Raw genomic sequence first — 22,156 nt, 5'->3', positions numbered from 1 at the left:
CCGCCCCGTAGGCCTTCGACGGCTCCGGTGCCCGCTCAGAACAGTTCCAGATCCTTGCCGCCGGTGTCCGCGATGACTGGCCGGGGCTGGGCGGGAAGGCCGTCCAGTCGGTCGGGACCGGCCGCGGCGGCCACGGCGGGGGCCGTCTCGGCCAGCCAGGCACGAAACCGCTCGGCGGCTTCGCGGTAGGGGACTTGCGCCAGGACACGGTGCTCGCCGGAGGGGCAGAAGTCGACGGTGACAGTGAGCAGGCAGGAACGGGGCGCGTTCTGACTGCCCGTCCAGGACACGCGCAGCGCACCGCAGGGCTTGCGCCCGCGAGGGGCGCGGTGGGTCGGGCGCAGTGATCGGCAGGCTATGTGGGCGGTCCATGCGGCGAGGTGCGGCAGGGGCAGGGTGGTGCGTGCGCGGCAGCCGGGGCAGCGGTGCCAGTGACGGAGCCAGTCGTCGGTGTCGGTGTGGAAGAGGCGTGTGTAGCGGTTCGCCACGCGGATGTCGTTGCTGTACAGGTGGTCGGGGCGCTCCAGTGTGTTGCAGGACTGGCAGACGGGGGCGCGGACGTAGCCGTGTTCGTGGCAGTGGTCGAGCACGGTGGCGGGCGCGGTGCGGCAGACGGCGCACGCCCACCCGGCCACCTTCCGGGAGGTACCGGGCTTCCTGCTGAGCACCGAGTACAGCTGGCCCTCCAGCTCTTTGTCGTACGGGCGCAGTGAGGAGGCGGGGCCCTCGGGGCTCGTCGTCTGCCGACCGCCGGCGTCTCGGGCCTGCCGGGGGCGGGAGGGCGGCTCGGTGGCGACTGCGCCTGCCCGGCGGGTCCGCGCGGCGTGCACCCACCGCGTTTCGGCGTGCTCGGCCGCGTCGAGCAGCCTGACCACAGCGCGGGGCAGCCACCACGTACGCTGCGCTCCGTCGCGGGTCTGCTCCACGAGTATCTGCCGCCAGTCGATCCCCGCCAGATGGTACGGGCGGCCGGCTTCACGTCGTGCCGCCCGTTCGGGGCGGCCCAGCTCCTGCAGATCCCCCGTGATGCGCCGGCGCCAGCGCAGCGGCGTTTCCTCGTTGCACTCCTGCCTCGGCGCCCCACGAAACGGACCGATGCGGACCAGGTCCTGCGGATCCATCCCCACGGCGTTCAGTTGCGCGGCCGCCCGGCGCACCTCAACCTCCGGAACACTCCACCGACCGCCGCTCGCCCTCACCGTCGCCACCACGTGGTCGCCGAGCAGGACGTACCCCACCCGGGCATGCGCAGGAGAGCGGGTGAATGCCCCAGAAGCCGTCGGCACAGCACTGTCGGCCGTCAGCTCGACCCATAGAACGTCCGCGGCACCCAGGGTGATCAGGCCGTCCGTGCGACCGGGCATGACGCGCTCTGACATACCGACAGGCTAACGGCCTGCAACGAGCCAACGGGCCTCCAAACGTCTCGGCCGGCACGGAGGCACCGACATTCCTGTCGGCCGCAGCTGGGGCGGCTCGGCTGCCGGCCCTCGACAACGCGGCGAGCGTGCCGGAAGACCGGCGTGGCACCTGGCCCATGGCGGTGCGCGAGCCACTGCTCGAACGCGCCACCCTGTCCGAGGAGTTCTGCGCATCCGTTGATGGCCGCAGCCGGCCATGACCCTGACCCCAGCTTCTGCCGTTGGTTCACCGAGCCCGCGCTCTACGTGTTCGGGCGCCGGCGAGTCAGGGCGGCACTCCTCAACCATGCACGGACGGGCACGGACGCGGGAACAACTGCCGGCTGGCTTCGGCGTCAGTGCCGCGACGGTTCACGTCGCATCCGCAGCACCACTGCCCTCCTCGCGTTCTTCGTCCCCGATCCGAAGGAGGCACGGGGGAGCATCGACCGGCGCGGTGACCTGCTGATGGACGGGTCCATGGCTCCGATCGGGACCCGTCACTCAGCGGCGGATCGATGCACGAAAACTACACAAACCGTGACTGGGTGCATACGTCGAGCGAGGTTTCATGCGGACTTACGGCCATCACTCCTTCCCGGGCGACTCGAATCGCGGGTGGAGGGGCCGTGGTTCGGCCGTGACCAAACGGCAAACAGGCCCGTGATCTGCATTCCGCAGGTCACGGGCCTGTTCCGTAGGGTGAGTGACGGGACTCGAACCCGCGACATCCTGGACCACAACCAGGTGCTCTACCAGCTGAGCTACACCCACCACGACCGGCGGTGGAACTTGTCGTTTCCCCGACCGGCCGAGAAGAAGTCTACAGGGTCGGAGGGGGTGCTCGCGCACACGTTTTCGCGCGCCGCTCTCCGCGCCGCGCCCGGCCCGCCGAGTCGTCCGGGGGTGGCTACAGCGCGGGCAGGACGTGCTTGGCCGCGATCGACTTCGCGGTGTCGGAGTCCGGGCCGGGCTGCGGGACGAAGATGGCCTCGCGGTAGTAGCGCAGCTCGGCGATCGACTCGCGGATGTCGGCGAGGGCCCGGTGGTTGCCGTTCTTCTCCGGGCTGTTGAAGTACGCCCTCGGATACCAGCGGCGGGCCAGCTCCTTGACGGAGGACACGTCGACGATCCGGTAGTGCAGGTAGTCCTCCAGGGTCGGCATGTCCCGCAGCAGGAAGCCGCGGTCGGTGCCGACCGAGTTGCCGCAGAGCGGGGCCTTGCCGGGCTCCTTCACGTACTCCTTCACATACGCCAGCACCTGCTCCTCGGCGTCCTTCAGAGTCGTGCCGTTCGGCAGTTCCGCGAGCAGTCCGGACGTGGTGTGCATCTGACGCACGACCTCCGGCATCGTCTCCAGCGCCTGCTCCGGCGGGCGGATGACGATGTCCACCCCTTCGCCGAGCACGTTCAGCTCGGAGTCGGTGACGAGGGCGGCCACCTCGATGAGCGCGTCGTCGGACAGCGAGAGGCCGGTCATCTCGCAGTCGATCCACACCATGCGATCGTTCATGCGTCCACCCTAAAGCGGACCTGAGCTTTTGGGTGCCCCCGTGCGCTCGGGCCCGAGCCGGTGAGCGAGGGGGCGGGAGGATCCCGCCCCCACTCTCAGTTACCGCTCCGCGGCCCCGGCAGCAGTCCCACCGCGCCGGCCGCCTGGCGGCGGCTCTGCATCGGGACGCCGCTGTCGCGGTCCGAGTGCAGCACGGAGGGCGCGTGGCCCATCGGCCCCGAGCCGGTCAGGCCCGTGGGTGAACCAGGCTGACCGGAGGCCTGCACCGGTGGCTCCCCATCGGCCGGCCTCTCGCCCTGCGGCCTGCGGGCCCGGTAGGCGGCCCGGTAGGCGGCAGGGGACGAGCCGAGCTGGCGGCGGAAGTGCCCGCGCAGCGCGACGGGAGAGCGGAAGCCGCACCGGCCCGCCACCTCGTCCACGGAGTAGTCCGACGTCTCCAGCAGCCGCTGGGCCTGCAACACCCGCTGGGTGATCAGCCACTGCAGCGGAGCGCTGCCGGTCAGCGAGCGGAACCGGCGGTCGAACGTTCGGCGGCTCATGTAGGCGCGTGCCGCCAGCGTCTCCACGTCGAACTGCTCGTGGAGGTGTTCCAGCGCCCAGGCGACGACCTCGGCGAGCGGGTCGGCGCCGATCTCCTCCGGTAAAGACCGGTCGAGGTAGCGTTCCTGCCCTCCCGACCGGCGCGGTGGAACCACCAGGCGCCGGGCGAGCGCGCCGGCCGCCTCGTTGCCGTGGTCCGTCCGCACGATGTGGAGGCAGAGATCGATTCCGGCCGCCGTACCCGCGCTCGTCAGGACGTCGCCGTCGTCCACGAACAGCTCGCGCGGATCGACGTGCACCGACGGATAGCGCTTGGCCAGCGTCGGCGCGTACATCCAGTGGGTGGTCGCCGGACGGCCGTCCAGCAGGCCCGCCGCGGCGAGCACGAAGGCGCCGGTGCACAGGCCGACTATGCGGGCGCCCTCCTCGTGCGCCCGGCGCAGCGCGTCGAGCGCTTCCTCCGGTGGTGGCGCGGTGATCGAGCGCCAGGCCGGGACGACGACCGTCCCGGCGCGGGAGATCGCCTCCAGTCCATGTGGTGCGCTGAGTTCCAGGCCCCCTGTGGTCCGCAGCGGGCCCTCCTCGCCGGCGCACACCAGAAGGCGGTAGCGCGGCACGCCGGCGTCCTGGCGGTCGATCCCGAACACCGACAACGGAATGGAACTCTCGAAGATGGGGCCGCCGCTGAACAGCAGCACCGCGACGATCTCCTTGCGGCGTCGCCCGGAGAGTTTCCGGGCCGCGGCTTCCGGCGCGGCAGTGGAGTCGTGGCTCATACTGCTAAGCCCCCCTCGGTGGTCGCGGCTCCTCGGTTGTGTCGCTCCTGCACGTTTCCCCTCGGTCCTGCACGAGTCCCCCGCCGTAAGACAGTCAAGATCGAATCTACTGGTTCCCGCGGTCGGGCGGTGACCAGTTCCACACGCCCGAGATTGTCGACATGACAACTTGGCGTGAAGCATTCGATCACGAAGCGTTGCACTCGTGGAGCGTGCAGGGAAGTGCGCCTTGTCGTGGTGGCCAAACCGCGTAGGGTGCACGGACGCCCGCAGACCCTTTCCGTGCAGGTCGAACGGGGGTTGGAGGGTGGTCGGGGCCCCTGAGCGGTGACATTCAGAAGTTGGCTGAAAAGAAGCGTTCGGAGGTGCGGAAACAGGTCAGTCGACCGGTGTCGGTCGGCGGCTGTGGCGTCCGCCCCTTTGCTCACAGGAATCCACACCGGAAACCTCTCCGTCACTCCGGTACCGCCGGGCGCACCGCTCCGAACGGCGCAGCAGGAGCCGGCACGCGGCGGTGACGGCGGCCAGACCCAGCGCGACCCCCGTCGCGCCGGCCAGTGAGGTGCCGTACCAGACCAGGACCACGGGGACGAGCACGCAGCTGAAGGCGGCCCAGCGGATCACGTCGCTCACGGTGTCCGGCGCGGGGTGCGGCTCGGGGGCGGGGCGGCGACCGGACATCATTCGTACTCCCTGTGGCGGTGGCTCACGCGTGCTCAACGCCCGTTCGGCCGGTCGGTCACCGGGTGCGCATCCGGTGACCGTGTGCAAACCGCCTGTACGGGGCAGCAACCATTGCGTTACGGGCGCCGCTCGTGCATGCTCCGGTGAACCCCTGCGGACATCGGGGGGCCGCTTACGGAGCGTGCGCGGTATCTGGGCTCGGGAGGCGTGCCGCCGTACCCTTGGGGGTATGGGGTTGGGAAGACCTTTCCCGGACTTCCCGGGTACGGATTCCGCCGCACACTTCGTCCCCCACCCATAAAGGATCACAACGCCGAGACAGCCATGGCCGGTCACGAATTCTTCGAACCCGCGGACCGCAAGCGGCCGGTCGCCGATCACACGGCGGCCGATCCCCTGGCGGCGGAAGAGTCACGCCCCTCCTGCGACCCTGCCTTCCGGCACGGAGTCGTCGTCGGCTTCGACGGCTCCACCTCCAGTGAGCGTGCCCTCGCCTACGCCATCGGCATGGCCCACCGCTCGCACTCGGGTCTGATCATCGTCCATGTCGCCAACCGGCTGCCCACCACCGTGTGGGCCGGCTGCGAGCCACCCGTCTTCGTCGACGTGCCGGACCACCGCACCGAGGTGCTCGGTCTGGAGCTGGCGTGCGCCGACTACCTGGCCGAGGTGCCGTGGATCCTGGTCGAACGGGGCGGGGACATCTGTCACGAGCTGGAAGAGGTCGGGCGCGAGTACGAGGCGGACGCGATCGTCGTCGGCTCCACGCACGGCATCGTGGGCCGGATCTTCGGTTCCGTGGCGGGGCGGCTCGCCAAGCGCGCGAAGCGGCCAGTGATCGTCATCCCGTGACGGTCGCCCTCCACGTCTCAACTCCCTTTGTGCAACGCGAAACTACTCGCGCGTAGAGGTGGTTTGTGTCCTTGTGAAGGGCATATACCGGTCACCGCGCAACTGCACAGCATGAAGGGAGCCCGCCGTGGACAACGAAGTCTCCGCGGGAAGCGGAAGCACCACGGTGGCCGGCCGACTCGCCCTGGGAATCACCCTGTTGGCGTTCGGGCTCGGCACGACCGGAGTGATCCATGGAGTGGCGGCGTCCGACGCCGTCTCACTGGCCCACTACGTGGGCGGAGTTGCCTTGTTCCTCATCGGTCTGCTCGCCTTCCGGGGCGGCGACAGCGCTTCCGGCACGGGCTTCGTGGCCCTCGGCGCGCTCTGGTTCACCTGGGCCGTCGCCGGCCACTCCTCCGCCGACGCGGCCGGGCTCTTCCTGCTGCTGTTCGCCCTCGTGGCGCTCACCCTGACCCTCGCGGGCGGCGACAGTCTCGGGCAGGTCATGCACGGGCTGCTGTTCCTGGCGATGCTGGTGCTGGGCGTCGCGGCCTTCGCCGACAGTTCCTCCTTGGCGAAGGCCGGTGGCTGGGTCGCCGCTGTCTCCGGTGCCGTCGCGTGGTACGCGGCGACGGCTGCGCTGGCGCACTGGCCGACGGTACTTCCTCGGCGTGCCGCGGGCCGGGGGGTGACGGCCACCGGCTGATGTGCAGCGGCACCGAACGGACCCCCACGCGAGGGTGGCCACGTGGGGGTCCGTTCTTCGCGCCTGAACCGGCGGCGCGCACGTGGACGTGATCGCTCGCCGCGGGGGCCGCCTCGTCGTCGCTCCGGTGGTCGCCGGGATTTCCTACTCCACCGTCACCGACTTCGCCAGGTTCCTCGGCTTGTCGATGTCCCGGCCGAGGGCCTTCGCCGTGTGGTAGGCGAGGAGCTGGAGCGGGATGCCCATGAGGATGGGGTCGAGTTCGTCCTCGTTCTTCGGGACGACGATCGTCTGGTCGGCCTTCTCCTGGTGCTGGTGGGCCACGGCGAGGATCTTGCCGCTGCGGGCCTTGATCTCCTCCAGGGCGGCGCGGTTCTTCTCCAGCAGGTCGTCGTCGGGGACGATCGCGACCGTCGGGAGGGCCGGCTCGATCAGGGCCAGCGGCCCGTGCTTCAGCTCGGAGGCGGGGTAGGCCTCGGCATGGATGTAGGAGACCTCCTTGAGCTTCAGGGAGGCCTCGCGGGCGACCGGGTAGCCCCGGACGCGGCCGATGAAGAGCATCGAGCGGGCCTCGGCGTACAGCTCGGCCAGCTCCTTGATCTGCTCCTCCTGCTTGAGGATCTCGGTGATCTGCTCGGGGAGCCTGCGCAGGCCCTCGATGATCCGCTTGCCGTCGCGGACCGAGAGGTCGCGGGTGCGGCCGAGGTGCAGGGCGAGCAGGGCGAACGCGACCGTGGTGTTCGTGAAGCACTTGGTGGACACCACGCAGACCTCCGGGCCCGCGTGGACGTAGATCCCGGCGTCCGCCTCGCGGGCGATCGCCGAGCCGACCACGTTGACGACGCCGAAGACCCGGGCGCCCTTGCGCTTCAGTTCCTGGACGGCGGCGAGGACGTCGTACGTCTCACCGGACTGGGAGACGGCCACGTACAGGGTGTCGGGGTCGACGACAGCGTTGCGGTAGCGGAACTCGGAGGCCGGCTCGGCGTCGGCGGGGATGCGGGCCAGCTCCTCGATCATCTGGGCGCCGATCATGCCCGCGTGGTACGAGGTGCCGCAGCCGAGGATCTTCACGCGGCGGATCTGCCGGGCCTCGCGGGCGTCCAGGTTGAGGCCGCCGAGGTGCACGGTGGAGAAGCGGTCGTCGATGCGGCCACGCAGCACGCGGTCCACGGCCTCGGCCTGCTCGAAGATCTCCTTGTGCATGTAGGTGTCGTGGCCGCCCATGTCGTACGACTCGGCCTCCCACTCCACCGTGGTGGGCTCGGCGGTGGTGCGCGTGCCCTCGGTGGTGTAGGTGCGGAAGTCGTCGGCCTTGAGGGTGGCCATCTCGCCGTCGTCGAGGGTGACTATCTGGCGGGTGTGGGTGACCAGGGCGGCGATGTCGGAGGCGACGAACATCTCCTTCTCGCCGATGCCGAGGACGACGGGGGAGCCGTTGCGGGCCACCACGATCCGGTCCGGGAAGTCCGCGTGCAGCACGGCGATGCCGTAGGTGCCCTCGATGAGCCGGACCGCCTGGCGGACCTTGTCCTCCAGCTTCTCGGCGGTGGAGCGGGCGATGAGGTGGGTGAGGACCTCGGTGTCGGTCTCGGAGAGGAACTCGACGCCGTCCGCCTCCAGCTTGCGGCGCAGGTCCGCGGCGTTGTCGATGATGCCGTTGTGGACGACGGCGACCTTGTTGTCGACGGACATGTGCGGGTGGGCGTTCACGTCGGAGGGAGCGCCGTGCGTGGCCCAGCGGGTGTGGGCTATGCCGGTGGTGCCCTTGAAGCGCGCCGGGACCTTGGCCTCCAGGTCGCGCACCCGACCCTTGGCCTTGACCATCTTCAGGCCGGGCGCCTTCGGGGAGGTGACGACGATGCCCGCGGAGTCGTAGCCGCGGTACTCCAGCCGCTGCAGGCCCTCCAGCAGGAGGGGGGCCACGTCACGCTTCCCGATGTATCCGACAATTCCGCACATTTATAGGTATCTCTCAGCCTGGCATCTCAGCCGTAGACGATGCGGCGCAGCTGCCTGAGGGTCAGCTCGGGCGGTGCCACCGCTCGGTACTTGAGGTCCGCCGCGATCCGTTCGAAGATCTCCGCGTTCACCAGGCCCTGGGCCTGGAGTTCGCGGTGGCGGCGACGAACGTAGTCCTCCGTCGACTCGTCGAAGTAGGCGAGCACGTCCTGGATCACCCGCAGCGCCTCGCCCCTGCCGAGGGGCGTGGACCGCGTCAGGTGATCAACAAGTTCGTCGTGCACCCGGTAGATCCTGGGGTACCGGCGACGGTTTCGCAAGAATGCTGCCCGATTTCGGGCAGGCATCGGGGGCGGGGCGTGTGGATCCGTTGTTCGCCGGTCGCCGCCTTGTGGCCTGCGTCTCGTTGAAGATGTGGGCATTTCTGAACCCGTTGGACATCTCGCGTAGGGAGTCTCCCGGCAAAACAGGCTCACGTTCTCGTCCCGGTCGGGGTGAACCGCAGGGCATCGCCGTCGAAGGCCCGCGCCGTCCTTCTTGGACGATTTCCGCCGTGGGGTGATTGGTTCACCGGATCTGCGGGAGAGTGGTCTCGACCACATCTGAAGGGAGCGCATGTGAGACGCGACCACAGCACGACTCCCCGAACCCCTCGCATCCTCGGATCACTGCTGCTCATCGCGGCGGCCGGGATCTTCACCCTGGGCTCCGCCCCCGCCGCCGAGGCCGCCGCCCCCACCCCTCTCGGCCGGGTGATCCCGGCACCCGCCTCGGTCCAGGCCGGCGGCGCGCCGTACCGCATCACCTGGGCGACCGGCGTCCGCGTCGACGACTCCGCCGAGGTCCGCCGGATCGGCACCTATCTCACGGGCATCCTGCGGCCCTCCACCGGCTACCGGCTGCCGGTCACCACCGGCGGCGGTACCCGGGGCATCCGACTCCACCTCGCACAGGGGAATTTCGGCGCCGAGGGCTACCGGCTGCACAGCGATGCGGCCGGCGTCGCCATCACCGCGGGCACCCCGGCCGGCCTCTTCCACGGAGTGCAGACCCTCCGTCAGCTGCTCCCGGCGTCCGTCGAGAAGAAGACCGTCCAGCCCGGACCCTGGCAGATCGCCGGCGGCACCATCGAGGACCGCCCCCGCTACTCCTACCGGGGCGCCATGCTGGACGTCTCCCGGCACTTCTTCACCGTCGCCCAGGTCGAGCGCTACATCGACCAGTTGGCCCTCTACAAGATCAACGAGCTGCATCTGCACCTCAGTGACGACCAGGGCTGGCGCATCGCCGTCGACTCCTGGCCGCGCCTGACCACCTACGGCGGCTCCACCGAGGTCGGCGGCGGCAAGGGCGGCTACTACACCAAGTCCCAGTACCGGGACATCGTCGACCACGCCGCCTCCCGCTACCTCGAGGTCGTCCCCGAGATCGACATGCCCGGCCACACCAACGCGGCCCTCGCCTCCTACGCCGAACTCGACTGCGACGGCGTGGCGCCTCCGCTGTACACCGGCACGCAGGTCGGCTTCAGCTCGCTGTGCGTGCCGAAGCAGGTCACCTACGACTTCGTGGACGACGTGATCCGGGAGCTGGCCGCCATCACCCCCGGCCGCTATCTGCACATCGGGGGCGACGAGGCGCACTCCACCAGCCACGGCGACTACGTGACGTTCATGGACCGGGTGCAGCCGATCGTCGCCAAGTACGGCAAGACGGTCATCGGCTGGCACCAGATCACCGGCGCCCACCCGGCCGCGGGAGCCCTCGCCCAGTACTGGGGCGTGGACGGCACCAGCGCCGCCGAGAAGGCCCAGGTCGCCCGGGCGGCCCAGAACGGCACCGGGCTGATCCTGTCCCCGGCCGACCGCCTCTACCTCGACATGAAATACACCAGCAGCACCGAACTCGGCACGAAGTGGGCCGGTTTCGTCGAGGTCCAGCGGTCCTACGACTGGAACCCCGGCGCCTACCTGCCGGGCGCCCCGGCGTCGTCCGTCCGGGGCGTGGAGGCCCCCCTGTGGTCGGAGACCCTGAAGGCCTCGGCCGACATCGAGTACATGGCGTTCCCCCGGCTCCCGGGCGCGGCCGAACTGGGCTGGTCCCCGGCGTCCAGCCATGACTGGAACGCCTACAAGGTCCGTCTGGCCGCCCAGGCTCCCCGCTGGGACGCCCTCGGCATCGGCTACTACCGCTCACCGCAGGTCCCCTGGCCGAAGAGCTGAGGGGAGAACACAGGCGCCCGGTCCGCTCCCTGGAGCGGACCGGGCGCGGTGCGTGAACGGCCGGGATGCGGGCTTAGATCATTTTGCCCATGCAATTCGGGGGAAGGTGTACTGCCGATCGAATTGCATGGCGGGCCGTCGGGAAAGGCGCTGTCAGTAGGCGCTGTTGACGTTGTCGATCGAGCCGTAGCGGTGGTACGCGTAGTTGCAGGCGGCGGTGATGTTGGCGACCGGGTCGTAGATGTTCGTCGAGGTGCCCGGCACGTGGTAGGCGTCGAACGTCGGCTGGATCACCTGGAGCAGGCCCTTGGACGGGGTGCCCTTGGCGGCGTTGGAGTCCCACAGGTTGATCGCGTTCGGGTTGCCGGAGGACTCGCGCATGATGTTGCGGTAGATGCCGTTGTAGGTCCCCGGAATGTGGTTCTGCGCCATGATCGCCAGGGAGTGCTTGATCCAGCCGTCCAGGTTGTTGGTGTAGGTCTGGCCGGTGGAGGACGGCGTGCTGGACGGCGCCGCCTTGGCCGGGGTCGCCGCCTTGGCCGGGGCCGCCTTGGCCGGGGCCGACCCGCCGGGCAGTGCGAGGACCTGTCCCGGCTGGATGACGTAGGGGCTGGCGAGGTGGTTGGCCGACGCGATGGCCTGCCAGCCGCCCGGCACGTGGAGGGCGCGGGCGATGGACGCCAGGTGGTCGCCGGCCCGGACGGTGTAGCTGCTCGCGGAGGCGGGAGCGGTGGCGGCGTGGGCAGTGCCCAGCGTGGCCGTGCAGCCCAGGACGAACGTGCCGACGGTGGTGGCGACGCCGGCGAGGAGCCGACGCGTCCGGAATGAGCGCTTGCGGGCGTGACGGGGCATGGAGCGGTCCTTTTCGAAGAATTGGATCACCCGCAGTTGCCGGTTTCCTTCGGCAAACAGCACTGCATTTCGTTTAGCGGTGCGCTGCGGCGGAAACATTCTTAACCGCCGGGAATAAGTTTCGGCAATTGCCTGCTTTACTAACGGGGCTAGTTGCCGACCGGTACCGGAAGCGGCGATCTTTTGTGAGACCTGGAAGGTCAAGGGCCGCTCAAAGTCCTAAAGAGCCTCGTAAGTGAATTGGGTCACGTGTCGCAGGTTAAACGTCTGAATGGCTTTAATGGGGAAATAATGAGACTTCGCGACAGAGCGGGTTAAATCGGGCATTCGGGATTTCGAGTCGGGCATTTCGGACTTTTCCCGGGACCGTCCGGCCGTGCGTGACCGGTCAGACACCGGCGATCGGGTTCTTCAGCGTGCCGACGAGCCGAAGCGCCCCCGAGGGATCGGCGAGGTCCACCATCTGCCGGTTGTCGCGCAGCTGGAGGCGGTTCAGGCAGGACAGGGCGAACCGTGGGGCGAAGACGTCGTACTGCCGGAACCTGTCGGCCAGTCCCGGATTCGCGTCCTGGTACGCGCGGGTGACCTCCGCGACAGTGCGCCAGAAGGCCTCCTCCTCGACGACCCCCTCGGCGGCCAGACGCGCGGCGAGGAAGCGGAAGAAGCAGTCGAAGACGTCCGTGAAGATCGACAGGAGCCTCTTGTCCTCCGGGACGTCGGCACGGATCCGCTGCACCTGCGCAGGGAGGGCCGCGTCCGGGTCCGTCACCGCGATCTCCTCGGCGATGTCCTTGTGGATCGCGCGCTGCACGGCGCCGTCCCGCAGCACCAGGATCACGTTCTCGCCGTGCGGCATGAACACCAGGCCGTAGGCGTAGAAGCTGTGCAGGAGGGGCGTGTAGTACGCCCGCAGGTACCGCCGCAGCCAGGCCACCGGGGTGAGCCCGGACCGCTCGATCAGCGCGCCCGCGAAGGAGGCGCCGGTGTGGTCGACGTGGAGGAGGGAGGCCATGGTGGCGAGGGACTCACCCTCCTTCAGACCCGGCACCGGACTCTCCCGCCACAGCGCGGCCAGCATCTTGCGGTACGGCGAGTACCGGTCGGTGGCCCGCTCGTACTCCGGGTGCCGGTAGCCGACGGCCGCCCGTTCCCGGATGATCGTCAGGCCCGTCGCCTGCAGCACAGGGTCGTTCGCGATCAGCCGGGCCAGCCAGTCGTTGATGGCCGGGGTCGCCTCCATGCAGGCGGCGGACAGGCCCCGCACGAAGCCCATGTTGAGTACGGACAGGGCCGTCTTCACGTAGTGCTTCTCCGGATGGGAGGTGTTGAAGAAGGTCCGGACGGACTGCTGGGCCAGGTAGACGTCCTCGCCCTCACCGAGGCAGACCAGGTGCCGCTGGGCCACCTCGCCGGCGAAGCTGACGGCGAGCTTGTTCCACCACTGCCAGGGGTGGACGGGGAGGAACAGGTAGTCGGCGGGGTCCAGGCCCTGGCCGGTGAGGATCGCGTGGAAGCGGGACAGGGTCTCCTCGCCCAGCTCCTCCCGCAGGAAGGACGCGTACTCGATCCCCGTCCCCGCCGTGAACACGGCCCGCGAGCGGTGTGCGGCCAGCCACACCAGCCGGACCGGGCTCGCGGTCTCCGGGGCGTACGACAGGTACTCGTGGATGCCGAACCCGAGCCGCCCGTTGTTCGCGACGAAGCAGGGGTGGCCCTCGGTCATCCCGGTCTCGACGTCCTGGAAGCCGCCGCCCGCCAGTTCCGCGGAGGTGACGCGGGGCTTGGCGAGCTTGTAGCAGGTGCCGGAGAGGGTGGAGGAGATCTCCTCCAGGTAGACCGGAAGGATCTCCTCGTTCAGGCCCAGGGACTCCTTCAGCTCGATGAGGAAGTCCAGGGCCGACAGGGGGAGGGCGGCGCCGTCGCGGTGCCGGGTGATCGAGTCGGCGTCGACCTGCCAGTGGTCCAGGGCGCGGCGGACGGCCGAGAAGCGGTAGGACGTGAGCCCGTCGTCGCTGCGGACGACATACCGTCCGGCACCGATGGCGTCCGGTGTGATCAGGCGCTCGTGCGCGAACTCCGCGAGCGCCTTGCGTACCAGCGACCGGTTGGCGCTCGCCCAGCGTTCGGGGGACAGATGGGCCACGGCGTCGGTCGGGATCATACGGCCACCCCCGTCGCGGCGCGGAACCGCTCCCGGGTGCAGAAGCTCAGCAGCGCACGCTTCTCCGGCTTGCGGATCTCCCGCTCGGGCACGAATCCGACGGCCCCGTTCAGCGCGTGCACGGCCGTGTTGCGCACGTCCGGCTCCGCCACCACCCGCCGGGTCGCCTGGTCCTCGAAGAGGTGCGCCAGCACCGCGGTGATCACGGACCGGGTGAAGCCGTGGACGGGGGCGTCGGTCGCCGGGGTGAGGAAGTGCATGCCGACGTCGCCCGGGCGCGGCTCGTACAGCCCGACCAGCTCCCGGTACGCCGGGTCGTACTTCTCCATCAGGAACACCGGCTCCCCGTCGCGCAGTCCAAGCAGCGCGTGACGGTGCTCGTCCGCAGCGATCTCCATGTAGGCCCGCTCGACGTCCTTGAGCCCGGTGTCGCGCATCATCCAGAAGGCCGCCTTGGGATGGACGACCCACGAGTGCAGGAGCGCGCCGTCCCTCGAGGGATCGACGGGGCGGAAGGCGAAGGCCCTGTGCGTGCCGGTCATACGGAGAACTCCTGGAACGCGATCGTCTTCTCGACCGGGTAGTACTCGCTGCCGAGCAGCTCGCGGATGATGGAGGCGTTGCGGTACGCGCCCATGCCCAGGTCGGGGCTGGTGATGCTGTGGGTGTGGACGCCGGCGTTCTGGAGGAAGACACCACGGCCGGTGACGTCGATGGCGTAGTTGCGGGCGACGTCGAAGCGGCCGTGGCCGTCGAAGCGCAGGCGGTCGCGGATCGGGGCGAGGAAGGCCGGAGGCTCGTAGCGGTAGCCGGAGGCCAGCAGCAGGCCCTCGGTGCGGATCTCGAAGTCCTTGTCCTGCTCGTCCTGGTGGAAGCCCAGGGTGTACGCGCCGTCCGTGTGAGTGGCGCTGCGCAGCGTGGAGTTGGTGAGCAGACGGGTCGGCAGGGGGCCGGTGAGGCTCTTCCGGTAGAGCAGGTCGAAGATCGCGTCGATCAGATCCGCGTCGATGCCCTTGAACAGCCCCTTCTGCTCCTTCTCCAGCCGGTAGCGGGTCTCCTCGGGCAGGGCGTGGAAGTAGTCGATGTAGTCCGGGGAGGTCATCTCCAGGGTGAGCTTGGTGTATTCGAGGGGGAAGAAGCGCGGGGAGCGGGTGACCCAGTCGAGCCGGTAGCCGTGGATGTCGATCTCGGACAGCAGGTCATGGTAGATCTCGGCCGCGCTCTGTCCGCTGCCGACGATCGTGATGGACGTCTTCGCCCGCAACCGAGCCCTGTGGTGCATGTACTGGGAGGCGTGGAGGACGTCGCCGGCCAGACCCTGGCAGGCCTGCGGGACGTAGGGGGTCGTGCCCGTGCCGAGGACGAGGTGCCGGGCGCGGAACGTCTCACCGCGGTGCGTGCGGACGACGTACAGCTCGTCCTCGTGCGTCACCTCGGTGACCGTCGTACCGAAGCGGACGCTGCCGAGCCTGCCCGCCGCCCAGCGGCAGTAGTCGTCGTACTCGACCCGCAGCGGGTAGAAGTTCTCCCGGATGTAGAACGAGTACAGCCGTCCTCTCTCCTTCAGGTAGTTGAGGAAGGAGTACGGCGAGGCCGGGTCGGCGAGGGTGACCAGGTCCGACATGAAGGGGGTCTGGAGGCGGGCGCCGTCGAGGAACATTCCGGCGTGCCACTCGAAGTCCGGCTTGGTCTCGAGGAAGACGCCGTTCAGCCCGGCGATCGGTTCGGTGAGGCAGGCGAGGCCGAGGTTGAAGGGGCCGAGTCCGATCCCCACGAAGTCGTGGATGCGGTCGGGGGCTTCAGGACGCGCGGTCAAGGGGCTCTCCCGGGCACTGCTCGGCGTGGCCGGCGATCAGGTCGAGGACGGTGGCGATGTCGGCCGCTGTCGTCTCGGGATTGAGGAGGGTGAACTTCAGGTACTGGCGGCCGCCGACCTCGGTGCCGGCGACCACGGCGGTGCCGGAGGCGAAAAGCGCCTTGCGGGCATGGCGGTTGGCGCGGTCGATCCCGGCCGGGTCGGTGGCGGCCGCCGGGATGCAACGGAAGACCAGGGTGGACAGGGCGGGCGCCACGACGACGTCGTACCGGGGGTCGGCGGCGAGCATGCGCCAGCCCTCCCGCGCCAGGTCGCAGACCTCGTCGAAGAGCCGCCCGATGCCCTCGGCGCCCATGACCCGCAGCGTCAGCCACAGCTTCAGGGCGTCGAAGCGGCGAGTGGTCTGCAGGGACTTGTCGACCTGGTTGGGGACGCGTTCGCGCACCGTGCGACGCGGGTTGAGGTACTCCGCGTGGTAGGTGGCGTGCCGCAGGGTGGTCGCGTCCCGCACCAGCACGGCGGAGGAACTCACCGGCTGGAAGAAGGACTTGTGGTAGTCGACGGTCACCGAGTCGGCGCGCTCGATGCCGGTGAGGAGGTGCCGCCGGGTGGGAGAGACGAGCAGCCCGCAGCCGTAGGCCGCGTCGACGTGCAGCCACACGCCGTACTGGGCGCACAGCCCGGCGATCTCCGGGAGCGGGTCGATGGAGCCGAAGTCGGTGGTGCCGGCGGTGGCGACGACCGCCATGGGGACCAGTCCGTCGCGCCGGCAGCGTTCCAGCTCGCGCGCGAGGGCGACGGTGTGCATGCGCTTGTGGTGGTCGACGGGGACCGGGACCACGGACTCGGCGTTCAGGCCGAGCAGTTTCGCCGACTTCCTGACGCTGAAGTGGCCGGCCTCGGAGACGAAGACGCGCAGTTTCGCGAGCGAGTCCGTCTTCGACTCCTCGCGCGCCAGCAGCAGCGCCTGGAGGTTGGACTGGCTGCCGCCCGAGGTGAACACGCCGTCGGCGGCCGGCCCGAGGCCGATCCGGGCGGCCGTCCAGCCGATGAGCTTGCGCTCGATGAGGGTGCCGCCGGCCGACTGGTCCCAGGTGTCGAGGGAGGAGTTGACGGCGGAGAGCACGGCCTCGCCGAGCAACGCGGGGATGACGACGGGGCAGTTGAGGTGGGCGAGGTAGCGGGGGTGGTGGAAGTAGACGGTGTCGCGGAGGTAGACGTCCTGAAGCTCGTCCAGGGCGGCCGTGGTGTCGCCGAGCGGGCGGTCCAGATCGATGGCGTCGAGCCGGGGGGAGAGGGCGTCGACGGTGACGCCGGTGAAGGGACGGCCGACGGCGGCGAGTTGGGCCGCCACCCGCTCGACTCCTTCGGCCATGGAGCTGCGGTAGTGCTCAGTGGTGAGGCCATTGAGCAGGTGCGGGCGCATGTGGGGGTCCTCCGGGGGGCGGTCCGTGCGGGATTGAGCACTGCTTCTGAATTAGGTTAGCCTAACCTAAGTTTTTGGATCAAGGTGTGCCTCGCCGTGACCGGTGTCACGGACAGGGGAGTTGTCGGTGGGCGGCGTCACTCGGCGGCCCGCAGCTGCTCCTCGGTCAGCCCCCGGCGCCAGTACCCGACGAAGGTGATCCGCCGCCGGTCCACTGCGCGCTCCTGGACGAAGTGCCGCCGCACCGCCCTCACCTGACCCGACTCGCCCGCGATCCACACGTACGGCTGCTTGGCGGCGGGGAGTCGCGCGGCCCGTACGGCGTCGACGGCGGTGGGGGACCCGCCGTGCCGTACGAGCCACGTGATCTCGGCGTCCGCCTCCGTGTGCACGTCCTGGACGTCACCGGCGTGCGGCACCTCCAGCCAGGCCCGGACGCGGGTGCCGGCCGGGAGGGACTCCAGGCTCGCGGTCGCGGCCGGTACGGCGCTCTCGTCACCCCACAGCACGACGAGGTCGGTGCCCTCGGGCGGACGGAACCGGACGGCGCGGTTGTCGGCGATCACCGGCCCGAGCACCAGCACCCGGTCGCCCGCGGCGGCCCGGGAGGCCCAGCGGGAGGCGGACCCCGCGGGGGTGTGCAGGGCGAAGTCGATGTCGATCTCCTCGGGGTCGCGCCGAAGGGCCCGGAGCGTGTACGAGCGCATCACCGCCCGTACGTCGTCGGGCAGTTCACGCCAGGCCTGCCACCAGCGGTCCCCCAGGTCCAGGGGCACGACGGGCTCCCGCTGTCCCGGATGCGGCAGGAACAAGGAGAGGGACTGGTCACGCCCGAGGGAGTCGAAGGCGGACAGGTCGTCCCCGCCGAAGGTGACCCGGACGAGCGACGGCCCCAGCCGCCGGGTCCGTACAACGCGCAGGGAGAAGAAACGGAACGGAGCGGCCACGGCCGTCGTCACAGGGGCTCCTCATGAGGTCGGGGGACTTGGACGCCTGAGCGACCTGGGCCTGGGCGTCTAAGCGACCTTCTGCGCCTTTTCCAGGGCCTCGGCCAAACCGGTGAGCAACGGCACGCACTTGTCGTACGACAGAATCGGCTCCGGAGACCGCGCGATGACCTGCCCCGCCTTCACCGCGGGCAGCTTCCTCCACGTGGGTTTGGTGATGTCGGCCGGCTGGATCGCCGACGACCGGTCGTCCAGCATGATGATGTCGGCCTTGTACTTGTCGACGTTCTCCCAGCTCAGCGACTCGTACCAGCCACCGCCCCGCTTCTTCGCGCTCTTGGGCGGCTCGACGAGGTTCACGCCGAGGGCCTTGAAGTACTCCAGGTCGACGGAGAGGTCGCTGCCGGAGACGTAGAAGAGCTGGTCGCCGGCGGAACCGGCCATCACCTTGATGCCGGGTTTGGCCCTGGCGGCGGCCCGCAGCCGGGCGGCGGCGGCCTCGAACCGCTCCTTCGCGCCGGTGACCTTGGCGGCCTTCATGTCCGCACCGAGCGATTCGGCCAGGTCCCACATGCGCCGCAACGGCTGGGTGAGCAGGCGGTCGTAGACCGAGATGCCGATACCGGGGGCCAGTTGGGCGATCTTCTTCTCGGACTCCTCGGGCACGTACCAGAGGGTGCCCGCGTCGTCGAACATCGTCGTGATGAGCACGTCGGGCGCGAGCGAGGCGTACTTCTCGATGTCGAACCGGCCCCAGGCGTTGCCGAGGATCGTCACCTTGCCGATGTCCATGTCGCCGGCCTGGACATCGGCCTTGCCGTCCTTCGTCCGCGTCGGCCCGAAGACGCCCTTGACCCGGATGCCGTAGTCGTAGAGAGCGGCGCCGACGCCGGTGAAGGCGACGATGTTCGCGGGCACCCTGTCGAGCTTCAGGGTCGTACCGCGGTCGTCCTTGAAGGACCAGGGGCCGGACTCGGCGGCCCGCGTCCCGCTTCCGGGACCACTGTCTTTGCCCTTGTCGTCTCCGCAGGCGGTGAGCGCGGCACCGAGTCCGAGAGCGACGCCTGCGGCGAGGAAGCCGCGGCGAGTGAGGTGGGTGGCACGGGGATGGGACATGGACACGGCTGCTTTCGAACGGGGCGAGGTGCCCGCCGGACGGATTGAAGTTAGGTTAGCCTAACCGAACTTGATCACCGAGTTCGTGGGGTGGATCGCGTGGTTCACCCGTTTCGCGCAGGTGTCGCATTCCGGTCATCTTCTGTCGTTCGACTTTCAACTTCCCTTCATTTCATGGCCGTTTCGATCACGTGTCGCTACGTTGTGTCGCGACCTGGCTGCTGCGGGCTGCCGATCGAGAGGGGGCGGGACGGGTATGACGACCACGACGGTCGGCCGGGACGTGGAGGCGGTGGTCCGCGCGGACGCCGCGCTCCTGGAGACGGACCTGGACCGGTTCCTCGCGACGCTGACGCGGGAGCCGTCGGACACGGAGCGCTCCGTGTACGGCGCCGCGCTCGGGCGGGCACTGCACGGACCGGTCGCCGACGCCGTCGGCTCCAAGGTGGGCCAGGAGGCGCTGCGCCCCGCTCCCGGGGCCCCCGGCGGCGGCCGCCCGCTGCGGCCCTCGATGGTCTACTGGGCCTACCGCAACTACCGGGGATTCGGGCACCCGGCACCCGGGGACGCCCAGGACGACGCGTTCGCCGCCGTGCGCCGGGCCGCCGTCGCCGTCCGCGTCCTGCTGAAGGCGGCCGTCGCTCTCGACGACGTGCAGGACGGCAGCGCCCTCCGCTACGGCGAACCCGCCCTGCACACCACCCACGGTGTGCCGCTCGCCGTCAACACCGGCGCCTGGCTGATCGCGGCCGCCCTGGCGCACGCGGCCGAGCCCGCCGTCGTCGACAGCCTGCTCGCCTCGGTGGCCGACGGCTTCCAGGGGCAGGCCGTCGACATCGCCACCCGCTCGCCCGGCATCCGTGCCGAACTGGCCGATGCCCCGTACCCGGAGCGGGTCTCCTTCTGGAAGTCGACGGCCGCGCTGAAGACCGGCGCCCTGTTCCGTATGCCGCTCGATGCGGCCCTGGCCGCACTGCGCGTGGTGCCGGGCGAGCGCGACACGCTGAAGGAGGCCATGCGCCAACTCGGACTCGCCAGCCAGCTTTTCAACGACCTGACCGACTTCGTGCCCGAGTTCGGCGGCGCGCGCACCCACCAGGACTACGACGGACTGAGCAACCGCGTCTTCCTGGAACTCCTCGACTCCGCGCCCCCGTCCGGCCGAGAGGAGCTGTCCGGCGAGCGGCTGCGGTCGTACGTTCTCGGCCATCCCGACCTCGACCGGACGCTGCTCGCCCTGTCCGCCGAGGCGGCCGGGCGCAAACGGGCCGCCAAGGAGGCCGTGCGCGGCGTGTGCCGTTCGACGGACAGCGCCGCCTACTTCGACCTCACCATCGACCGCAAGGGCCACCTCATCGACCGCCTCCACGACACCCTGCGGCAGCGGAGCGCGGCATGACGGCGCCGGCCACCGCCTCGGCCCGGCTGCGCGCCGGCACCCGCGACCGGCACGACGCCCTGGAGCGCACCGGCTTCGCCACGGCGCTGTTCGCCGGTGCCCTGCCGCCGGCCCGCTACGCGGCCCAACTGTCGGCGCTGCGCACGGTGCTGAGCGTCCTGGAGACGGAGCTCTCGCGCGTCGGGGCCCCGGACGTCGCCGGGCTGTGGGCGGCCGAGGACCTGCGGAAGGTCCCGCTGATCGACCGGGACCTGCGTCATCTCGCGTCCCGCGGTGCCGCCCCCGGCCGGTGGCCGGCCGGGCGTGCGGCGGCCTTCGCCGCGGACATCCGTACGACGGCGGCCAAGGACCCGGTCTCGCTCCTCGGGCACCTGTACGTCCTGGAGGGCTCCACCCTCGGCGCGCTCCACCTGCACCCGCACATCAGCCGCGCCTACGGCCTCGACGGCACGGACGGCATCGCGTACTACACGAGCGGCGACCGGGCTCGCTGGACCCGCTTCACCACCCGGCTGGACGGAGTGCTGGCCCACCGGGACGCCCAGGACCGCGCCCTGGCCGCGGCCCGGCGGGCCTACCACCACACGGCACGCATCACCGAGTCCCTGTCGGCCGGCCTGACGGCGGCGGGGTCGCCGCCTGGCTCACCAGTCCCAGCTCCCGTGCGATGAGCATCCGCTGAACCTCGCTGGTGCCCTCGCCGATCTCCAGGATCTTGGAGTCACGCCACATCCGGGCCACCGGGTACTCGTTCATGAAGCCGTAGCCGCCGTGGATCTGGGTGGCGTCGCGCGCGTTGTCCACGGCGACCGTGGAGGAGTACAGCTTGGCGAGGGCCGCCTCCTTCTTGAACGGCTCGCCCGCGACCAGCCGGGAGGCGGCGTCCCGCCACGCCAGGCGGGCCGTGTGGGCCTTCATCTCCATGTCCGCGATCTTGAACTGGATGGCCTGGTTGGAGCCGATGGGGCGGCCGAAGGCCTGCCGTTCCTTGGCGTACTTCACCGACTCGTCCACACAGCCCTGGGCGAGACCGGTGGCGAGCGCGGCGATGGCGATCCGGCCCTCGTCGAGGATGCGCAGGAACTGGGCGTAGCCGCGGCCCTCCTCCCCGAGCAGGTTGGCCGCGGGGACCCGGACGTCCTGGAAGGACAGCTCCCGGGTGTCGGAGGCGTTCCAGCCGACCTTCGAGTAGGGCGCGGCGACCGTGAAGCCCGGGGTGCCGGACGGGACGATGATCGCCGAGATCAGCGGCTTCCCGTCCGGCTTGCGGCCGGTCACCGCCGTGACCGTCACCAGGCCGGTGATGTCCGTGCCCGAGTTGGTGATGAAGCACTTCGTGCCGTTGATGACCCACTCGTCGGTGTCCGGGTCGAGCCGGGCCGTCGTACGCGTGGCGCCCGCGTCGCTGCCGCCGTCCGGTTCGGTCAGGCCGAAGGCACCGAGGACCTCACCGGCGCACAGCTTGGGCAGCCACTCACGCTTCTGCTCCTGCGTGCCGAACAGGTGCAGTGGCATGGCGCCGAGCGAGACGCCCGCCTCCAGGGTGATCGCCACCGACGAGTCGACCCGCGCCAGCTCCTCCAGGGCGATGCCGAGCGCCAGATAGTCGCCGCCCATGCCGCCGTACTCCTCCGGGAACGGCAGTCCGAACAGGCCCATGCGGCCCATCTCGCGGACGATCTCGTACGGGAACTCGTGCCGCTCGTAGAAGTCGCCGATCTTCGGCGCCACGACGTCGTGCGCGAACTCCTCCACCGTACGGCGGAGTTCCTCCAGCTCGGGGCTGAGACGGTGGTCCATGC

19 protein-coding genes and 1 tRNA gene are annotated in these 22,156 nt (G+C 70.0%); 5 read left to right on the top strand and 15 right to left on the bottom strand.

Annotated features, from left to right (window positions below; translation table 11 throughout):
• Window positions 1–35: 35 nt before the first annotated feature.
• The 5 genes from AC5WRT_RS19125 to AC5WRT_RS19105 all read right to left on the bottom strand — a co-directional run bounded on the left by AC5WRT_RS19125 (window position 36) and on the right by AC5WRT_RS19105 (window position 4,910).
• Window positions 36–1,379: an endonuclease domain-containing protein gene (locus AC5WRT_RS19125; protein WP_496094974.1), complete on the bottom strand. Its 1,344-nt coding sequence runs from the start codon at window positions 1,377–1,379 to the stop codon at window positions 36–38.
• Window positions 1,380–2,101: 722 nt separating this feature from the next.
• Window positions 2,102–2,174 (bottom strand) — tRNA-His (locus AC5WRT_RS19120).
• 136 nt (window positions 2,175–2,310) lie between these two features.
• On the bottom strand, window positions 2,311–2,913 hold the full coding sequence (gene orn, locus AC5WRT_RS19115) for an oligoribonuclease (protein WP_496094975.1): 603 nt from the start codon (window positions 2,911–2,913) through the stop codon (window positions 2,311–2,313).
• A gap of 95 nt (window positions 2,914–3,008) precedes the next feature.
• Complete coding sequence (locus AC5WRT_RS19110) at window positions 3,009–4,229, bottom strand: helix-turn-helix domain-containing protein (protein ID WP_496094976.1); 1,221 nt, start codon at window positions 4,227–4,229, stop codon at window positions 3,009–3,011.
• 378 nt (window positions 4,230–4,607) lie between these two features.
• Window positions 4,608–4,910 carry a hypothetical protein gene (locus tag AC5WRT_RS19105; protein ID WP_496095008.1) on the bottom strand — a complete coding sequence of 101 codons (303 nt, stop codon included), beginning with the start codon at window positions 4,908–4,910 and terminating at the stop codon, window positions 4,608–4,610.
• A gap of 327 nt (window positions 4,911–5,237) precedes the next feature.
• On the opposite strand from AC5WRT_RS19105, the gene AC5WRT_RS19100 reads away from it, so the two are divergent.
• The gene (locus AC5WRT_RS19100; protein ID WP_496094977.1) at window positions 5,238–5,765 is read left to right on the top strand and encodes a universal stress protein; all 528 of its coding nucleotides are present in this window, start codon (window positions 5,238–5,240) and stop codon (window positions 5,763–5,765) included.
• A gap of 127 nt (window positions 5,766–5,892) precedes the next feature.
• On the top strand, window positions 5,893–6,453 hold the full coding sequence (locus AC5WRT_RS19095) for a GPR1/FUN34/YaaH family transporter (RefSeq protein ID WP_496094978.1): 561 nt from the start codon (window positions 5,893–5,895) through the stop codon (window positions 6,451–6,453).
• A 144-nt stretch (window positions 6,454–6,597) separates the two neighbouring features.
• On the opposite strand, the gene glmS is transcribed toward AC5WRT_RS19095, so the two are convergent.
• Complete coding sequence (gene glmS / locus AC5WRT_RS19090) at window positions 6,598–8,415, bottom strand: glutamine--fructose-6-phosphate transaminase (isomerizing) (protein ID WP_496094979.1); 1,818 nt, start codon at window positions 8,413–8,415, stop codon at window positions 6,598–6,600.
• Between the two features lie 26 nt (window positions 8,416–8,441).
• Window positions 8,442–8,699 (bottom strand): hypothetical protein, encoded by a 258-nt coding sequence (locus AC5WRT_RS19085; RefSeq protein ID WP_330342918.1) that lies wholly within the window; start codon window positions 8,697–8,699, stop codon window positions 8,442–8,444.
• Window positions 8,700–9,032: 333 nt separating this feature from the next.
• Here AC5WRT_RS19085 and AC5WRT_RS19080 point away from each other — a divergent pair, with 333 nt between their 5' ends.
• Window positions 9,033–10,637: a beta-N-acetylhexosaminidase gene (locus AC5WRT_RS19080; protein ID WP_496094980.1), complete on the top strand. Its 1,605-nt coding sequence runs from the start codon at window positions 9,033–9,035 to the stop codon at window positions 10,635–10,637.
• Between the two features lie 153 nt (window positions 10,638–10,790).
• On the opposite strand, the gene AC5WRT_RS19075 is transcribed toward AC5WRT_RS19080, so the two are convergent.
• The 7 genes from AC5WRT_RS19075 to AC5WRT_RS19045 form a co-directional block, all read right to left on the bottom strand.
• A complete protein-coding gene (locus tag AC5WRT_RS19075; RefSeq protein WP_496094981.1) occupies window positions 10,791–11,489 on the bottom strand; it encodes a LysM peptidoglycan-binding domain-containing protein in 699 nt (232 codons plus the stop codon).
• 388 nt (window positions 11,490–11,877) lie between these two features.
• On the bottom strand, window positions 11,878–13,650 hold the full coding sequence (locus tag AC5WRT_RS19070) for an IucA/IucC family protein (RefSeq protein ID WP_496094982.1): 1,773 nt from the start codon (window positions 13,648–13,650) through the stop codon (window positions 11,878–11,880).
• Window positions 13,647–14,192 carry a GNAT family N-acetyltransferase gene (locus AC5WRT_RS19065; protein WP_496094983.1) on the bottom strand — a complete coding sequence of 182 codons (546 nt, stop codon included), beginning with the start codon at window positions 14,190–14,192 and terminating at the stop codon, window positions 13,647–13,649. The genes AC5WRT_RS19070 and AC5WRT_RS19065 overlap by 4 nt, the downstream gene beginning before the upstream one ends.
• A complete protein-coding gene (locus AC5WRT_RS19060; RefSeq protein WP_496100429.1) occupies window positions 14,189–15,466 on the bottom strand; it encodes a lysine N(6)-hydroxylase/L-ornithine N(5)-oxygenase family protein in 1,278 nt (425 codons plus the stop codon). The genes AC5WRT_RS19065 and AC5WRT_RS19060 overlap by 4 nt, the downstream gene beginning before the upstream one ends.
• The gene (locus AC5WRT_RS19055) at window positions 15,450–16,892 is read right to left on the bottom strand and encodes a pyridoxal phosphate-dependent decarboxylase family protein (protein ID WP_496094985.1); all 1,443 of its coding nucleotides are present in this window, start codon (window positions 16,890–16,892) and stop codon (window positions 15,450–15,452) included. The genes AC5WRT_RS19060 and AC5WRT_RS19055 overlap by 17 nt, the downstream gene beginning before the upstream one ends.
• Before the next feature lie 137 nt (window positions 16,893–17,029).
• On the bottom strand, window positions 17,030–17,851 hold the full coding sequence (locus AC5WRT_RS19050; protein ID WP_496100428.1) for a siderophore-interacting protein: 822 nt from the start codon (window positions 17,849–17,851) through the stop codon (window positions 17,030–17,032).
• A 57-nt stretch (window positions 17,852–17,908) separates the two neighbouring features.
• Window positions 17,909–18,955: an ABC transporter substrate-binding protein gene (locus AC5WRT_RS19045; protein WP_496100427.1), complete on the bottom strand. Its 1,047-nt coding sequence runs from the start codon at window positions 18,953–18,955 to the stop codon at window positions 17,909–17,911.
• 256 nt (window positions 18,956–19,211) lie between these two features.
• On the opposite strand from AC5WRT_RS19045, the gene AC5WRT_RS19040 reads away from it, so the two are divergent.
• Window positions 19,212–20,354, top strand: coding sequence for a polyprenyl synthetase family protein (locus AC5WRT_RS19040; RefSeq protein ID WP_496094988.1), 1,143 nt, complete (start codon window positions 19,212–19,214; stop codon window positions 20,352–20,354).
• The gene (locus tag AC5WRT_RS19035) at window positions 20,351–21,025 is read left to right on the top strand and encodes a biliverdin-producing heme oxygenase (RefSeq protein ID WP_496094989.1); all 675 of its coding nucleotides are present in this window, start codon (window positions 20,351–20,353) and stop codon (window positions 21,023–21,025) included. Before AC5WRT_RS19040 ends, AC5WRT_RS19035 begins: the two co-directional genes overlap by 4 nt.
• Here the strand turns inward: AC5WRT_RS19035 and AC5WRT_RS19030 are convergent.
• Window positions 20,949–22,154 (bottom strand): acyl-CoA dehydrogenase family protein, encoded by a 1,206-nt coding sequence (locus AC5WRT_RS19030; RefSeq protein WP_496094990.1) that lies wholly within the window; start codon window positions 22,152–22,154, stop codon window positions 20,949–20,951. The two genes, AC5WRT_RS19035 and AC5WRT_RS19030, sit on opposite strands and share 77 nt — an antisense overlap.
• Window positions 22,155–22,156 lie beyond the last annotated feature (2 nt).

It is taken from the genome of Streptomyces sp. NTD91 (assembly GCF_059510455.1).
The sequence above is the reverse complement of the archived record's forward strand: the minus strand, read 5'-3'. Positions and strand labels throughout refer to the sequence as shown.

Bases quoted from the DNA above. Each gene is read 5' to 3' on its own strand.
- AC5WRT_RS19035 (WP_496094989.1), top strand. From the start codon at position 20,351: ATGACGGCGCCGGCCACCGCCTCGGCCCGGCTGCGCGCCGGCACCCGC.
- AC5WRT_RS19125 (WP_496094974.1), bottom strand. From the start codon at position 1,379: ATGTCAGAGCGCGTCATGCCCGGTCGCACGGACGGCCTGATCACCCTG.
- AC5WRT_RS19065 (WP_496094983.1), bottom strand. From the start codon at position 14,192: ATGACCGGCACGCACAGGGCCTTCGCCTTCCGCCCCGTCGATCCCTCG.
- AC5WRT_RS19070 (WP_496094982.1), bottom strand. From the start codon at position 13,650: ATGATCCCGACCGACGCCGTGGCCCATCTGTCCCCCGAACGCTGGGCG.
- AC5WRT_RS19075 (WP_496094981.1), bottom strand. From the start codon at position 11,489: ATGCCCCGTCACGCCCGCAAGCGCTCATTCCGGACGCGTCGGCTCCTC.
- AC5WRT_RS19105 (WP_496095008.1), bottom strand. From the start codon at position 4,910: ATGTCCGGTCGCCGCCCCGCCCCCGAGCCGCACCCCGCGCCGGACACC.
- AC5WRT_RS19040 (WP_496094988.1), top strand. From the start codon at position 19,212: ATGACGACCACGACGGTCGGCCGGGACGTGGAGGCGGTGGTCCGCGCG.
- AC5WRT_RS19100 (WP_496094977.1), top strand. From the start codon at position 5,238: ATGGCCGGTCACGAATTCTTCGAACCCGCGGACCGCAAGCGGCCGGTC.
- AC5WRT_RS19110 (WP_496094976.1), bottom strand. From the start codon at position 4,229: ATGAGCCACGACTCCACTGCCGCGCCGGAAGCCGCGGCCCGGAAACTC.
- AC5WRT_RS19055 (WP_496094985.1), bottom strand. From the start codon at position 16,892: ATGCGCCCGCACCTGCTCAATGGCCTCACCACTGAGCACTACCGCAGC.
- AC5WRT_RS19045 (WP_496100427.1), bottom strand. From the start codon at position 18,955: ATGTCCCATCCCCGTGCCACCCACCTCACTCGCCGCGGCTTCCTCGCC.
- orn (WP_496094975.1), bottom strand. From the start codon at position 2,913: ATGAACGATCGCATGGTGTGGATCGACTGCGAGATGACCGGCCTCTCG.
- glmS (WP_496094979.1), bottom strand. From the start codon at position 8,415: ATGTGCGGAATTGTCGGATACATCGGGAAGCGTGACGTGGCCCCCCTC.
- AC5WRT_RS19030 (WP_496094990.1), bottom strand. From the start codon at position 22,154: ATGGACCACCGTCTCAGCCCCGAGCTGGAGGAACTCCGCCGTACGGTG.